We start from the raw sequence: 14,332 nt of genomic DNA, 5'->3' as shown, positions 1-14,332 counted from the left end.
GTTGCAATGAGCGAACGGACCTATTCTCAAGTCAATACAGGAATCAGCGTACGTGAGGCTAGTTTTGTCAGTCCCAGTCAGTTCGAGCAGTTGCTTGCAAGTCCCTCAAGCGAGAGTCGAGAAGGTTTGCTACAAGGGACACCTTATGCTCTGGATAGCAAGGAGATCAAGGATTTGGCAGCCCTTGAAGCCCGCCTGATGGCAGCCTTGTTGGCAGAATACCAATGGGCTTTTGAAGTGACCCCTCAGTCAGACCTGGTTAGCCTTTTTACCTTGAAGTACACCTATCATAATCTCAAGGTTTATCTAAAACACAAGGCGACAGAGCGCAAGTTGGGGCACTTATTGATCCCTATCGGTCCTTATTCTCTCGATGTGCTCGAGCATTTGGTGGCGACCTTTTCTGCGGAGCATTGCCCAGCCTTTATGGCGGAAGAAGTGGCTGCAACCTGGCAAGAATTCCAAGACTATCAGGACTTGCGGGTTCTCGAAATCGGGATGGACTTGGCTTATTTTAAACACCTGAGATACTTAGGGGACAGCCTAGATCATCCGATTCTGAAGCAGTTGGTGGACGTGACCATTGACTTTTACAATGCGATTACGGTCAAGCGGGCCTTGGATCAGCAAAAACCGCATAGCTTTATGCACCAATTACTTTCAGATGAAGGGAGCCTCAGTGCCCATCAGGTGATCGACCTGTTAGAATCCGGTCAGTGGTTGACCTGGTTTTATCAAGTCAATCCGCTGGAGTACGATCTCGCCTTAGAGACTTATGAAGAAAAGATGCGCACCGGTCAACTAAAGACCGTAGAGTTGGAGTATTTAGAAAGTTTGGTGAAATTCAGTCTTCTAGATGCTGGCCGTTTTGAAGTCGATGGACCACTCCCTCTTGTTCGTTATCTTTACGGAAAAGAGTTAGAGGTGACCAACCTTCGTTTGGTCCTCTCTGGTTTGGACAATGGTTTTCCGCTAGCAGAAATCAAAGAAAGGATGAGACCGATTTATGGACAAACAGACCTATAAGATCGCCGTTGTGGGCAATCGGGACGCCATCCTTCCTTTTCGCCTGATTGGCTTTCAAACCTATCCGGTCACAGAGCCACAAGAAGCGATCAATACCTTGCGAAAACTCAGTCGGGAAAACTTCGGGATTATTTACCTGACAGAGGATATTGCTCAGGCCATTCCAGATACAGTAGCTTTTTACGACCAGCAGCTGACACCGGCTCTGATCCTTATCCCGACCCATAGAGGGACTACAGGACTGGGCCAACAGCGGATTCGTGATAATGTCGAAAAAGCAGTAGGACAGGATATTTTATGAGAACAAATGAATTTGGTCAAGCGATTGGCGATGCACTGCCGGATTTTACACCGGGGCGTCTGCCAGCTATTGAGCGGATCGAAGGTCGCTATACCGTGATCGAGCGCCTCTCAAAAGAAAAACATGGAGCAGATCTTTATCAGGTCTACGGGCCGGACTCTCCAGCAGCTATGTGGACTTTTCTGTTCAAAGGCCCTGCCCGCAATGAGGAGGAGTGGGACCACTTATTAGATGATCTCATGACAGCCCAAGGTCGCTTTTACTATGCGATTGTAGACAAAGATTCAGGCAAGGCTTTGGGGACTTTCTCTCTCATGCGGATCGATCAAGCCAACCGGGTGATCGAAGTCGGAGCAGTGACCTACTCGCCAGCGCTCCAAAAGACACGCATGGCTACGGAAGCCCAGTATCTGTTAGCGCGCTACGTGTTTGAAGATTTAGGCTACCGCCGCTATGAGTGGAAATGCGATGCCTTAAACCAAGCATCTCGCAAAGCAGCTGAGCGCTTAGGGTTCACCTATGAAGGCTGTTTCCGTCAGGCTGTTGTTTATAAAGGTCGGACCCGTGATACAGACTGGTTGTCCATCATTGACCAAGAATGGCCAGAAATCAAACATCGACTAGAAGCTTGGTTGGATCCAAGCAATTTCGATGCCAATGGCCAACAAAAGCAATCTCTAAGAGAGATAGCAAAAAAGTAAAACAAAGAAACAAAGGATTCCCAGGAGGAATACATGACTCAAGGAAAAATTATCAAAGTTTCCGGTCCCTTGGTGGTTGCATCAGGGATGCAGGAGGCCAATATCCAAGACATTTGCCGGGTCGGCGATCTTGGTTTGATTGGCGAAATTATTGAGATGCGGCGGGACGAAGCCTCTATCCAAGTATATGAAGAAACGTCTGGAGTTGGTCCAGGAGAACCAGTGGTAACAACCGGAGCTCCCCTTTCTGTTGAATTGGGACCAGGCTTGATCTCTCAGATGTTTGACGGGATCCAACGCCCCTTGGAACGCTTCCAAGAAGTTACTGCCAGTGACTTTTTGGTTCGTGGGGTGCAAGTTCCAAATCTAGATCGGGACACCAAATGGGCCTTTGAACCAAGCGTGACAGAAGGAACAGAGGTGGTTGCAGGAGACATCGTCGGTACCGTTCAAGAGACCAATATGGTGGAGCACCGCATCATGGTGCCCTTTGGTGTGAGTGGACGTGTGACCAAGATCGCAGCAGGTTCTTACACAGTAAAAGAGCCGGTTTATGAGATCGAGCAGGCAGATGGTAGCCTCTTTACTGGTACTTTGATGCAAAAATGGCCGGTTCGTCGAGGCCGTCCCTTTGCACAAAAACTGATTCCAGTAGAGCCTTTGGTCACCGGTCAACGGGTCATCGATACCTTCTTCCCAGTGACTAAGGGTGGAGCTGCAGCTGTTCCTGGTCCTTTCGGAGCTGGAAAAACAGTTGTGCAACACCAGGTGGCCAAGTTTGCCAATGTAGACATCGTAATTTACGTTGGTTGTGGGGAACGTGGAAATGAAATGACGGACGTTCTGAATGAATTTCCAGAATTGATCGATCCAACGACTGGTCAATCCATCATGCAACGGACCGTTCTGATCGCCAACACTTCGAACATGCCAGTAGCGGCGCGTGAAGCTTCCATCTACACAGGGATTACCATCGCCGAATACTTCCGTGATATGGGCTATTCCGTTGCCATCATGGCGGACTCTACTTCTCGTTGGGCAGAAGCTCTCCGTGAAATGTCTGGTCGTCTAGAAGAAATGCCAGGGGATGAAGGCTACCCAGCCTATCTTGGTAGCCGGATCGCCGAATACTATGAACGGGCCGGTCGGGTTAAGACGCTCGGAACCACTGCGCGTGAAGGTTCGATTACCGCCATCGGTGCCGTCTCTCCTCCGGGTGGAGATATTTCAGAGCCCGTCACGCAAAATACCTTGCGGATTGTCAAGGTCTTCTGGGGACTAGATGCTCAATTGGCCCAACGTCGTCACTTCCCAGCCATCAACTGGTTGAGTTCTTATTCGCTTTACCAAGATGAAGTCGGTCGCTATATCGATCTACATGAACAAATCAGCTGGTCTGAAAAAGTGACCCGCGCTATGAATTTGCTTCAAAAGGAAAGTGAATTGCAAGAAATCGTCCGCTTGGTTGGTCTAGATTCCTTGTCTGAAAAAGACCGCTTGACCATGAATGCGGCCAAGATGATCCGTGAAGACTACCTGCAACAAAATGCCTTTGATGAGGTCGATACCTATACCTCTTTCAGCAAGCAGGTGGCCTTGTTGACCAACATTTTGACCTTTGACCAAGAAAGTCAAAAAGCACTAGAATTAGGAGCTTACTTCACAGAAATCATGGAAGGAACCGTGGCTCTTCGGGACCGCATTGCCCGGAGCAAGTTCATCCATGAGGATCAGTTGGCAACCATTCAAGCCCTGAAAGAAGAAATCGTAGAAACCCTACACCAAATCGTCGCAAAAGGAGGAGTAGACAATGAGCGTGATTAAAGAATACCGTACTGTCAGCGAAGTTGTTGGCCCCTTGATGATTGTCGATCAGGTCGAAGGGGTTCACTACAATGAACTGGTAGAAATCAAGCTTCATGATGGAACGACCCGTCAGGGACAAGTCCTCGAAGTCCAAGAAGATAAGGCCATGGTCCAGCTCTTTGAAGGATCTAGCGGGATCAACTTGGAAAAAGCCAAAGTCCGCTTTACCGGACGTCCCCTAGAACTTCCTGTGTCTGAAGACATGGTCGGACGCATCTTTAACGGGATGGGAAAACCCATCGATGGCGGTCCAGAGATTATCCCAGAGAAGTACTTGGACATTGATGGACAAGCCATCAACCCTGTTTCGCGGGACTATCCAGATGAATTTATCCAGACAGGGATCTCAGCCATTGACCATTTGAATACCTTGGTTCGGGGACAAAAACTCCCAGTCTTCTCAGGTTCTGGTCTTCCTCACAAGGAGTTGGCGGCTCAGATTGCTCGTCAAGCGACGGTTCTTAATTCTGAAGAAAACTTCGCCGTGGTCTTTGCGGCCATGGGAATTACCTTTGAAGAAGCCGAGTTCTTTATGAACGACCTTCGGGAGACAGGAGCCATTGACCGCTCTGTCCTCTTCATCAACTTAGCCAATGACCCAGCTATCGAACGGATTGCGACTCCTCGGATCGCCTTGACCGCTGCCGAATATTTGGCCTATGAAAAAGACATGCACGTCTTGGTTATCATGACAGATATGACCAACTACTGTGAAGCCCTTCGAGAAGTCTCCGCTGCCCGCCGGGAAGTTCCAGGTCGTCGGGGCTATCCAGGTTACCTTTATACTAACCTCTCAACCCTCTACGAACGTGCAGGACGCTTGGTTGGAAAGAAAGGATCTGTGACCCAAATTCCGATCCTCTCTATGCCGGAAGATGATATCACCCACCCCATCCCTGACTTGACAGGCTACATCACCGAAGGTCAGATTATTCTGTCCCGCGATCTCTACAATAGTGGTTACCGCCCACCGATCAATGTTCTTCCATCCCTTTCTCGTTTGAAGGACAAGGGTTCTGGTGAAGGCAAGACTCGGGAAGACCATGCGGCGACCATGAACCAGCTCTTTGCGGCCTATGCCCAAGGAAAACAAGCCAAAGAATTGGCCGTAGTGCTTGGGGAGTCTGCCTTGTCAGATACCGACAAGCTCTATGTTAAATTTACGGACCGCTTTGAGCAGGAATACATCAATCAAGGTTTCACTACCAATCGGACGATTGAGGAAAGTTTGGATCTCGGTTGGGAACTCTTATCCATCCTTCCAAGAACAGAGCTTAAACGGATCAAGGATGAGATGATTGACAAGTATCTGCCAAACAAAGAGGATTAGCCTATGGCACGATTAAATGTAAAACCAACTCGGATGGAGCTTAATATTCTCAAAGAGCGCCTCAAGACAGCAACCCGAGGGCACAAGTTGCTCAAGGATAAGCGGGATGAACTTATGCGCCGTTTTATTGAAGCTGTGCGTGAGAATAATCGTCTGCGCCAAAAGGTGGAGGCAGCGCTTGTGGGCAATATGCAAGATTTCGTGATGGCCAAGTCCTTAGAGAGCGACCTCATGGTGGAAGAAATCTTTGCCGTTCCTACGCGAGAAGTGATGCTCCATATCGAGGAAGAAAATGTCATGAGTGTGCGCGTGCCCAAGCTCCATGCCCGTATCGATAATCCATACGGAGATGATGAAGGGGACGTGGTTTATAGCTACCTCGCCTCCAACAGTCAAATGGATAGCACGATCCAAGAAATGGGGGATCTACTCCCAGATTTGCTCAAGTTAGCGGAAATCGAAAAAAGCTGCCAACTCATGGCAGATGAAATCGAGAAAACCCGCCGTCGAGTGAACGGACTCGAGTATGCGACCATCCCAGACCTCAAAGAGACTATCTATTATATCGAAATGAAACTCGAAGAAGCCGAACGCGCCAACCTCGTCAGAATCATGAAGGTAAAATAAGATACATCAAGATACAAAGCCGTTAAGCAACTCAAAGGAAAATAGGGAGCAGGACAGAAGCACTGTTGTATAGAATGCTTCGTTGTCCTGCCCCCACAAGGCTGATTAGGATTTTTCCGAGCTCTTAAAGTGAGAGAAAAATCCAATCAGCTACTGTGCCTTTGAAGTTAGTACTATTACAGTTTGCGTTTTTCACCCAGCTTTTCAGCCCGGCCTCAATTACTTTAAAAAAACAAGAACCTCATCGAGGAACGGCTCCTGGATGAGGCTTTTTTGCACCCTCTCACTCTTCTTCCACTACCCTATTTTTATGTTACTAGTTTGTAACAATGTGACAAGAAAGACGAAATATTACAAGAAAAATACAGTTTTGTTAAATAGACAAAAAGACCTTTTATTATTTTTAAATTGTGATAAGATAGAGTAGTAGTTCATTTGTTCAAGAAAATATTGAGCAAAAAAACAAAGAAAAAAGAGGATAAAAGATGAAATTAAAAGTTAATACGAAAGCCTTGATCGCTTCAACAGTAGCTCTTGCAGTGATTCCATTTACAAAAGCCACTGCAGAAACACTTGAAGATTGGGTAGCTCGCTCAGTAGATGAAATCAAACATGATATCCAACAAAGCGGTGAAAACCAACAAACTTATACCATCAAATATGGTGATACATTGAGTTCGATCGCAGAAGCGCTTGGAATCGATGTACATGTGTTGGCAAACTTGAACAACATCAGCAACATGGATTTGATCTACCCAGGTACTGTTTTGAAAACAACAGTAAATGATCAAAAAGAAGTAACTTCAGTTGAAATCCAAACTCCTCAAGCAGGTGCGACAGATGCAACCGTTGCAAGTGCTGACTTGACAACAAACCAAGTGACAGTTGATGACCAAACAGTAGCTGTTAACGATTTGTCTAAATCAGTAAACGAAGATAACAAAGCTGTTCCAGTTGCTCCAGCAGCGGGCACTCAAGAAGCTCCAGCGGAAGCTCCTGTAATTGCTGTCTCAGGAGCAGAAACACCAGCTCAACCAGCTGTTCCAGAAACACCAAACTACGGTGCTCCAGCTGTCAATGTTGCAATTCAAAATCAAGAAGCAGCCCCAGCAGAAGCTCCTCAATCTGCTCCAGCAACAGAAGCACTTGCTGAAACACCAGCTTCTGCTCCTGAAGCTCCAGCAGAGACAGCTCCAGCAGTAGAAACTGCTGCTACACCAGAAGTGCAGCCAGTAGCATCAACTCCAACAACTGGTAACGTTCTTCCAACTGATCCAAATCTTAAACCGCAAGCGGAAGCTTTCCGTCAAGAAATCGCGGCGAAATTTGGTATTACAAATATCGGCGGTTACCGTGAAGGGGATCCAGAAGACCATGGTCAAGGACTTGCAGTAGACGTAATGGTTCCAACAAGTTCTGAACTTGGAGATCAAGTTGCCCAATATGCAATTGACAACATGGACCGTGCAGGTATCTCATACATCATCTGGAAACAACAATTCTACATGCCAGTCGACAACATTTACGGACCAGCTAATACATGGAACCAAATGCCAGACCGTGGTGGAGATACAGCAAACCACTACGATCACGTACATATCTCATTTAACGGATAATAAAACTTCGAACTAGGACAAGTGCCTAGTTCTTTTTTTGTATACACAAAAAAGGCCGGAAGACGAATCTTCCAGCCAGACGATGGTTATAAAATATGATCGACTTTTTCCACCTGATAAAGAGCAATGGCCATGATGATGGTTAAGACCAGGAGCATAAGAATGGCAGGTGTCCAAGAGTGAAAGAGAGATTTGCTGTAGCCGAAGAGGATGGGACCAAAGGCTGCAAAGACGTAGCCACCTGTTTGGGCAAGACCGGAAAGTTGAGCTGTTTTTTCAGGTGTGCTGGATTTCATGGAGAAAGCGACCATGAGGTAAGGGAAGAGCGAACTAACGGAACTTCCAATTAGGGCATTTAATACCAACCAGTAGAAGAAGTTGCTAGTCGGGATTAAGAGCATGGCTACCCCCAGAATCCCTGCTCCGACAACAATCGTAAGCATCAAGCGTCGATTGCGATCGGATAACCGTGTCGTTAAACTTGGGATCGTTAAGGAGAATGGGAGACTGATCAGGGTGAACACGGAGGCCAGTAGTCCAGATTCAACCTTTGAAAGGCCAGCTTGAACAGCCATGGTCGGAAGCCAAGTCATACTTGTGTAGAAAAGCAGTGACTGCAAGCCTCCAAAAATCATGATAGCCCAAACATATTTATTGGTATACCACTTGCTACTAGATTCCGTAGTAGCTGTCTTTTTTAGATGGTGGTTGTAGCGAAGGTTAGGAATCCAGATGACCAAAGCAAGAGCACATAAGGCTGTCAAGATGTTGACCAAACCTTGCCAAGAAGTGGCTTTGGTGATCGGAACGGCCACAGAAGAGGCGATCGCTGTGGACATCCCCATAGAGGTGATGTAGAGAGTCGTTAGCACACCGAGTTGCTTAGGCCGATTGGCCTGAATCAAGCTTGGAAGCAGCACATTGAGAAAGGCAATACTTGCTCCAATCAAGATGGTTCCCAGATAGAGAAAGGGAAGATTGATAATCCGAATGGCAGATCCGATCGTAATCACGATCAAAACTAGGAAAAAGAGGCGCTCAATCCCCAACCTTTTAGCAAATTGAATCGCAAAAGGTGAGAAAATGGCAAAGGTGAGAAGTGGCAAAGGTGAGAAGTGGTAAGCTAGTCAATAGTCCCAGAGAGCTCACATCTACCCCCAAACCAGCAGCGATGTCAGACAAGACCGTCGGAAGCGTAGTAAATGGTGTTCGTAAAACAATCCCAAGCATAATGATGCCCGGGATGAATAGCATAGAATGTGTTTTTTTCATAAATCCTCCTCAGACAAAAATTCCCTTCATTATAACATAGATCGAGCATAAATTGGAGTATTTGTACAAATGAAGGAGAAGGGACGTAGTTCTCACTGCCGTTCGAACTGCATCAATGTACCTAAGCTCGCTGATGTTCGCTAAGGGAATAAGGAACGTAGTTTTCGCTTTGCTCAAACTGCATCAATATCTCTAAATTCGGTTAAACTCTCTGAGTTCACCTCATTAAGTATTATAAAGACCGTAGTTCTCACTGTCGTTCGAACTGCGTCAATGTACCTAAGTTCGTCTACGTCTCTATTGGACTTGACTCACTAAGGTACGTAGAAAAAGCCACCGGTTTTGGTGGCTCTTATAGGGAGATTATTATGAAAAAGTTTAGGATTTTCTATCAAACAAAGTCAGGAGGTCTTCATTTGATGGTTTTATTATAAGGCGGTTTGCTTAAAGAAATCTTAAGAAAAGGCGCTGATTGAAAGAATCGGTCTAAAGTCTGAGATGCCTTTATTCGCTGAAGAAATCAATGCCGGTTTTGTTGAGTTCGTTGACTCGCAACATGAATTTTGTTTTGATCTGAACAAGCGGGCTTCCGAAATTTTCGAGTGCAATCAAACCTTCCAGGGCTTTTAGGACCTGCTTGGCACGGTAAACCCCTTCCTTGTCATTTAAGCCAAGGAGGGCATAGACCTGCATAAATTCTAACTGCATGGAAATACTGGTGTTTAAAATCGGTTTGCGCTTGCGAAGCTGGTTAATCGATTGAAGAAAATTCAGAGCTTCTAAGTAGAGTTCTTTTTTAATAAGATAGTTGGCTAGATTTAACAGCAAAGAGGCCAATGCATTGGCAGAGTAAGCTGAAGAACTGCTTTCAAAAAGTTCCAAGGATTCCTTTCGAATCTTAGCGACGACTTCATAGGGCAAGACAGACAAAAGAGCAATGGTAAAGTCTTGCTCAATTTCATTTTGATAGGCAAAAGGCACTTCTTGAGCGATTCGTTGAATCGAGACAGGTGCGTCTTCTAGGTGGATCTCTTTTCCCATCGCGTTATTGACATTGATTTCAAGCGAACGCAAATAGAGTTGCCAGAGTTCTTTGTTTTCCTCTGCAACAGGTGATTTTTCGTGCTTTAAGCGCTCAATAATGGACAGAAAATCCATGTTTTCTTGATTGATGTGTTTCATCAAAATGGGGCTGAAATTTTGAATGGTTAAGCCAGGATAATGGGACAAAAAGGTATCCCAATCCACCCCCATAGACAGCAAGAGGCGAGAGAAGGTCTCAATGGTTACTCCTTTTTGAGAACGCTCAAATTGGCTGAGGAACTGAGGAGAGACAATATCTGCAGCGACTTCTTTTAGAGAAAGACCGCGTGCTTCACGAATCTTACGAAATGTTGGACCAAATGGCGAAGATGAGGACATAGGGGAACTTCCTTTCAATTATCATACCATTAGTATACCTCAAAAAAGGCTGGAATTAAACTCTGAGTTTAATTTTTGACAAAAAAACTAGAAATTCTTCGATTTTTAAGAAAAATGAAACTATAGTTTACATGGCCCTTTTTTAGGAAGGGATTTTTGATAAAATAAGGTCAATTCTAGAAGATAAGCTTATAACAAAAGGAGTTTGACAATGACGACACAAGAAATTTTACAGCTATTAGATGAAAAGCGCGTGCTAACAGCCCCTGCAGCAGTTGCTTGGGATGAAGTTCAACGGCAACAAAACCGTTTAAATAAAGCAGCGAAGAGACTCAATGGGCCAATCACGGTCACACTGGCCCTCAATCTTCTTTTTGCTTTTACGATTTTTCTCTTAGAACAAAGTCACCTGATGCACGGTTTTCTACTAATGCTCGGATTGATGGGTGGGTTGATTGCGATCAAATATTTTGTATTTGTAGCCCCAGCCAAGCAAGCTCTTGCCAATGCCCGGGCTCTTTATAACCAGGAAATCAGCCAACCAGCCTACCAACAAGGGATGCAAGGTTTCCCGCAAAAATTTTACAATTACCACGACCTCTTCCGACTATATAACTTAATTGCAGAAGGCCGTGCCTCTACCTTGCCAGAAGCCTATAATCTGCTTGAAATGCAACAATTTCATGAAACGCAAGTGAATCTGCAAGAGGAGGCCAATGCCCTACAAGCCGATATCGCACGTAGCTCAAGGGTCAGTGCCGTTGCTAATGTAGTCACTGCTTACAATACTTATCGTATCCACAAAGATATGTAATGTCAAAAAGATAAAAGATGAAAAAACCTCCCGAGAGTCCAGATCAAAAATCAGAGCTCTCATGGAGGTTATTTTGTTGTCTTGTAAAAAGTAGTTCCGCAAGGCATCCATGTACTTAAGTTCGCTAACGTATTAAGGATCGTAGTTCTCACTGTCGTTCGAACTGCATCAATGTACCTAAGTTCGTCTAAGTCCCTATTGGACTTGACTCACTAAGGTACATAGAAAAAGCCACCGGTTTTGGTGGCTCTTATAGGGAGATTATTATGAAAAAGTTTAGGATTTTCTATCAAACAAAGTTAGGAGGTCTTCATTTGATGGTTTTATTATAAGGCTGATTTCTTAAAGAAAACTTAAGAAAAGACGCTGTTTATAAGAATCGGTCTTAGGTCTGATAAATTTTTACAACAGAAACTATTTAGATTTTTTTCTAAATAGAGTTGACAAACCCATCCGAAAGTACTAGAATCCATTTAGAAAGAAATCTAAATAGATTGGAGAAGATAGAGAATGAATTTTGCGCAAACATTTAAAGCTTTATCGAATCCGATAAGAAGAAGTATCTTAGAACTGCTAAAGACGGGGAAATTATCTGCTGGTGATATCGCTGGCCACTTTGATGTAGCAGGAGCGACCATTTCCCATCATTTAAGCCTCCTCAAGCAGGCAGATTTAATTCGAGAGGAAAAAGAGAAGAATTTTATCTACTATGAACTCAATACTTCTGTCTTGGAGGATTTAATGGTCTGGCTCGTTGATTTGAAAGGAGACTCTACTGATGAAAACGAATAAAAAACTATTGCTATTAACTTCTATGGTGATCCTTTTCCCCATGCTTTGGGGGCTGATGATTTGGTCGCAATTGCCTAACCAAATCCCGATTCACTTCAATTTTGCTGGCCAGGCCAATAACTTCCAATCGAAACCCCTGGTTGTGTTTGGTCTTCCTATTTTCGATCTCATGGTGCATCTGTTTATGATCTTTATGATCGGTCGCGATTCTAAGAATAGCGCTATGAATGAAAAAATGATCAGAGCGATTTACTGGTTGACCCCAATCGTTTCCTTAAGTACCTCCTATCTCATCTATAGCAAGGCGCTAGGATCTACTACCAATCCATCAGTTTTTGTTTCGGTTCTGCTAGGGCTCATCTTTGTGATCATGGGCAATTACATGCCTAAGCTAAAAGTGAACCATACGGTTGGAATCCGTCTGCCTTGGACCTTGCAGAGTGAAGATAACTGGCACAAAACCCATCGCTTGGCAGGGAAGTTGTGGGTCCTCGGAGGGTTGATCCTTCTTCTTGAAGCAGGCCTTCAATTCGCGCTTTCTTATGTTTTGGTGCTGGTCATCCTCGCTATTGTGTTTATCCCTGTGATGTACTCTTATCAATTAAGTCGGAAAAATCGTTAGTATGAAAAACAACCAGAGAAGAAGCAGTCGTGAACTGATTCTTCTCTGGTTGTTTTTCGATTTTGGATAGGAGAACAGAAAACTTGCATTCACAGCCAGAGTGATCCACCATTTAAAATTGATATATAAGACTGAAGATATGATAAAACTAACGAAGAGAGCTAACAGAATGTATATTACCATTAAGAATTACTTTTCAAAGGAGTCATTTCTCAGAGTTGTAGTATGTATGATTATTTCAATGGATATTTTTCTTCTAAGTATATTAAAAAATGTGAGAAAAAGCTATAAATATCAGTATATGGTATAATAATTTGGAGGAATTTAATTTTGGAGAAATTAGAATGAAGACATGGATGAAATTAGTCTTTCTATCATTGATAGCAGTAGTGTTGGTCGCTTGTGAAGGGTTACATATTAAAATTAAAGGGATAAAAATGACGGAAGAGTTGAAAACGGATTCTGTATGGATTGATGTCCATCATGGGGAAAAAGTTACTTTGAATCCATATGATGCAGTTACCGCTGTGTATCATTTTGATGGGAAAGGGAATGTGGTAGCTTATTTGGGACTGGATATAGATCTTGGTGAATTTAGTGGGAAGAATGACAAACAGATACTCGAAATTGCAAAAAAAGCTCATGAACGTAATTTTTATCGCCAAAAACAACAGCTCAGGGAAAGGATGGAAGTTCAATTAGAATCAATGAAGAAGGAAGGTATACAGCTATCGTGGGACGCGAAAAACTCCGCTGACGTGAGAGAAAAATTGAAACGCTTAGATGAAACAATCAAAGATGTACAAAAACAGTTTGATGCAGTCGTTGCATCAAACTATAAGGAACCAAAGGCAAGGGTAGTGAACTACACTTTTGGGACATATGATCGAGATGAGTATAGCAAAAATCAAATGCAGATGGTTTTAACATTTGCCGTACAACAGCTTGCCAAAGACTCAATGTCCTATCAAGTAGAAAAAACTCAAAAGATATTGAGAGAAGGTTTCTTCTCAAAGAGTGCAGAGGAAGTAAAAGATTCTTATTATGTGGGATTAACTGAGGCTGATTCAGAAAACGATGTTCCAGGAGATTATCATGATTTTATGATTTCTGTGAGAAAAGGTCATAGTGGTATTGACTTAAAATAGATAAGATATAAAAATCAGGTTTTCTATAGGAAGAAGATCGAATCAAAAAATATGCTGCTAATAAAATTAATGGACTGTTAGATAGATACGTAGCGTATGACTATAGTTATCAATTTGAGATAGAATATATATGGAAAAATGAAACTAAAGACTTTAAACTTTTGATTTCAGGTTCAGATAAGAGGTTCGAATATTTTAAAGTTTTCGTGAGTGATAAAAGCCCTATCTTTAGAGATTTCCTATATTATTAAATATAAAGTTGTATAATAATATATAATTTTAGTAGCGTTCATATCATTAAATGCAAATATCATGGAAAGACAATATTTTCCCAACTTAATTTTTGGAAAAAGCCAGAGCTTGAATTGAAATAGAGTGCAATATACTGCATTTGGCAAAAAGAAAAAAGTCGTTGAAATTGATTTTCAACGACTTTTTAAACTCAATTATTTAACTTCTGTAAACACAACGTGTTTGCGAAGTTTTGGTGAGTATTTCTTCAATTGAAGACGGTCTGGAGTGTTACGTTTGTTTTTAGAAGTAAGGTACAAGCGTTCACCAGATTCTTTGTGTTCAAGTGTAATATTTACGCGCATGGTATCTCCCTTCTATTATTCAGCTGATGCAGCTTTAGCGATCTTACGTCCTTTGTAGTATCCTTTAAGTGATACACGGTGTGAACGTGAGTAATCTCCAGTTGCTTCGTCAAAGTTTACAGATGGAGCTGTTACTTTGTAGTGCGTACGACGTTTGTTTTTCTTCGCTTTTGATGTGCGACGTGCAGGTACTGCCATT

At 43.5% G+C, this 14,332-nt stretch carries 14 protein-coding genes and 1 pseudogene; 11 read left to right on the top strand and 4 right to left on the bottom strand.

From position 1 onward, the window contains the following. The first annotated feature begins 6 nt into the window (after positions 1-6). The 7 genes from AC6IZR_RS00355 (at position 7) to AC6IZR_RS00325 (ending at position 7,467) form a co-directional block, all read left to right on the top strand. On the top strand, positions 7-1,026 hold the full coding sequence (locus AC6IZR_RS00355; protein WP_003015308.1) for a V-type ATPase subunit: 1,020 nt from the start codon (positions 7-9) through the stop codon (positions 1,024-1,026). Then, positions 1,007-1,327, top strand: a complete 321-nt coding sequence (locus AC6IZR_RS00350) for a V-type ATP synthase subunit F (protein WP_003009443.1) — start codon at positions 1,007-1,009, stop codon at positions 1,325-1,327. Before AC6IZR_RS00355 ends, AC6IZR_RS00350 begins: the two co-directional genes overlap by 20 nt. After that, positions 1,324-2,028: a GNAT family N-acetyltransferase gene (locus AC6IZR_RS00345; RefSeq protein WP_003015412.1), complete on the top strand. Its 705-nt coding sequence runs from the start codon at positions 1,324-1,326 to the stop codon at positions 2,026-2,028. The genes AC6IZR_RS00350 and AC6IZR_RS00345 overlap by 4 nt, the downstream gene beginning before the upstream one ends. A gap of 33 nt (positions 2,029-2,061) precedes the next feature. Next, on the top strand, positions 2,062-3,852 hold the full coding sequence (locus AC6IZR_RS00340) for a V-type ATP synthase subunit A (RefSeq protein WP_003015402.1): 1,791 nt from the start codon (positions 2,062-2,064) through the stop codon (positions 3,850-3,852). Beyond that, positions 3,839-5,224, top strand: a complete 1,386-nt coding sequence (locus AC6IZR_RS00335; RefSeq protein ID WP_003002370.1) for a V-type ATP synthase subunit B — start codon at positions 3,839-3,841, stop codon at positions 5,222-5,224. Before AC6IZR_RS00340 ends, AC6IZR_RS00335 begins: the two co-directional genes overlap by 14 nt. Positions 5,225-5,227: 3 nt before the next feature. Continuing rightward, positions 5,228-5,851: a V-type ATP synthase subunit D gene (locus AC6IZR_RS00330; protein WP_003002380.1), complete on the top strand. Its 624-nt coding sequence runs from the start codon at positions 5,228-5,230 to the stop codon at positions 5,849-5,851. A 485-nt stretch (positions 5,852-6,336) separates the two neighbouring features. Further along, positions 6,337-7,467, top strand: coding sequence for a LysM peptidoglycan-binding domain-containing protein (locus tag AC6IZR_RS00325; RefSeq protein WP_497848572.1), 1,131 nt, complete (start codon positions 6,337-6,339; stop codon positions 7,465-7,467). 86 nt (positions 7,468-7,553) lie between these two features. Here the strand turns inward: AC6IZR_RS00325 and AC6IZR_RS00320 are convergent. Beyond that, positions 7,554-8,739 (bottom strand): annotated as a pseudogene (locus tag AC6IZR_RS00320) (CynX/NimT family MFS transporter). A 504-nt stretch (positions 8,740-9,243) separates the two neighbouring features. Continuing rightward, positions 9,244-10,161, bottom strand: a complete 918-nt coding sequence (locus AC6IZR_RS00315) for a helix-turn-helix domain-containing protein (RefSeq protein WP_497848571.1) — start codon at positions 10,159-10,161, stop codon at positions 9,244-9,246. Between the two features lie 211 nt (positions 10,162-10,372). Between AC6IZR_RS00315 and AC6IZR_RS00310 the strand changes: the two genes are divergently transcribed. The 4 genes from AC6IZR_RS00310 to AC6IZR_RS00295 all read left to right on the top strand — a co-directional run bounded on the left by AC6IZR_RS00310 (position 10,373) and on the right by AC6IZR_RS00295 (position 13,537). Then, positions 10,373-10,975 (top strand): hypothetical protein, encoded by a 603-nt coding sequence (locus tag AC6IZR_RS00310; protein WP_003015343.1) that lies wholly within the window; start codon positions 10,373-10,375, stop codon positions 10,973-10,975. Between the two features lie 510 nt (positions 10,976-11,485). Beyond that, on the top strand, positions 11,486-11,767 hold the full coding sequence (locus AC6IZR_RS00305; RefSeq protein ID WP_003013876.1) for an autorepressor SdpR family transcription factor: 282 nt from the start codon (positions 11,486-11,488) through the stop codon (positions 11,765-11,767). Further along, positions 11,754-12,389 (top strand): SdpI family protein, encoded by a 636-nt coding sequence (locus AC6IZR_RS00300; protein WP_497848570.1) that lies wholly within the window; start codon positions 11,754-11,756, stop codon positions 12,387-12,389. The genes AC6IZR_RS00305 and AC6IZR_RS00300 overlap by 14 nt, the downstream gene beginning before the upstream one ends. A gap of 344 nt (positions 12,390-12,733) precedes the next feature. Next, on the top strand, positions 12,734-13,537 hold the full coding sequence (locus AC6IZR_RS00295; protein ID WP_497848569.1) for a hypothetical protein: 804 nt from the start codon (positions 12,734-12,736) through the stop codon (positions 13,535-13,537). 446 nt (positions 13,538-13,983) lie between these two features. On the opposite strand, the gene rpmG is transcribed toward AC6IZR_RS00295, so the two are convergent. Both rpmG and rpmF read right to left on the bottom strand, forming a co-directional pair. Next, the gene (gene rpmG / locus AC6IZR_RS00290) at positions 13,984-14,133 is read right to left on the bottom strand and encodes a 50S ribosomal protein L33 (protein WP_001265622.1); all 150 of its coding nucleotides are present in this window, start codon (positions 14,131-14,133) and stop codon (positions 13,984-13,986) included. A 15-nt stretch (positions 14,134-14,148) separates the two neighbouring features. Beyond that, entirely contained in the window at positions 14,149-14,331 is a 183-nt protein-coding gene (gene rpmF / locus AC6IZR_RS00285) for a 50S ribosomal protein L32 (protein WP_003009516.1), read from the bottom strand. Position 14,332 lies beyond the last annotated feature (1 nt).

The organism is Streptococcus mobilis (assembly GCF_059727625.1).
The sequence above is the reverse complement of the archived record's forward strand: the minus strand, read 5'-3'. Positions and strand labels throughout refer to the sequence as shown.

Excerpts from the sequence above, each read along its gene's own strand:
- AC6IZR_RS00355 (WP_003015308.1), top strand. The coding sequence starts at position 7 with ATGAGCGAACGGACCTATTCTCAAGTCAATACAGGAATCAGCGTACGT.
- AC6IZR_RS00350 (WP_003009443.1), top strand. The coding sequence starts at position 1,007 with ATGGACAAACAGACCTATAAGATCGCCGTTGTGGGCAATCGGGACGCC.
- AC6IZR_RS00345 (WP_003015412.1), top strand. The coding sequence starts at position 1,324 with ATGAGAACAAATGAATTTGGTCAAGCGATTGGCGATGCACTGCCGGAT.
- AC6IZR_RS00340 (WP_003015402.1), top strand. The coding sequence starts at position 2,062 with ATGACTCAAGGAAAAATTATCAAAGTTTCCGGTCCCTTGGTGGTTGCA.
- AC6IZR_RS00335 (WP_003002370.1), top strand. The coding sequence starts at position 3,839 with ATGAGCGTGATTAAAGAATACCGTACTGTCAGCGAAGTTGTTGGCCCC.
- AC6IZR_RS00330 (WP_003002380.1), top strand. The coding sequence starts at position 5,228 with ATGGCACGATTAAATGTAAAACCAACTCGGATGGAGCTTAATATTCTC.
- AC6IZR_RS00325 (WP_497848572.1), top strand. The coding sequence starts at position 6,337 with ATGAAATTAAAAGTTAATACGAAAGCCTTGATCGCTTCAACAGTAGCT.
- AC6IZR_RS00315 (WP_497848571.1), bottom strand. The coding sequence starts at position 10,161 with ATGTCCTCATCTTCGCCATTTGGTCCAACATTTCGTAAGATTCGTGAA.
- AC6IZR_RS00310 (WP_003015343.1), top strand. The coding sequence starts at position 10,373 with ATGACGACACAAGAAATTTTACAGCTATTAGATGAAAAGCGCGTGCTA.
- AC6IZR_RS00305 (WP_003013876.1), top strand. The coding sequence starts at position 11,486 with ATGAATTTTGCGCAAACATTTAAAGCTTTATCGAATCCGATAAGAAGA.
- AC6IZR_RS00300 (WP_497848570.1), top strand. The coding sequence starts at position 11,754 with ATGAAAACGAATAAAAAACTATTGCTATTAACTTCTATGGTGATCCTT.
- AC6IZR_RS00295 (WP_497848569.1), top strand. The coding sequence starts at position 12,734 with ATGAAGACATGGATGAAATTAGTCTTTCTATCATTGATAGCAGTAGTG.
- rpmG (WP_001265622.1), bottom strand. The coding sequence starts at position 14,133 with ATGCGCGTAAATATTACACTTGAACACAAAGAATCTGGTGAACGCTTG.
- rpmF (WP_003009516.1), bottom strand. The coding sequence starts at position 14,331 with ATGGCAGTACCTGCACGTCGCACATCAAAAGCGAAGAAAAACAAACGT.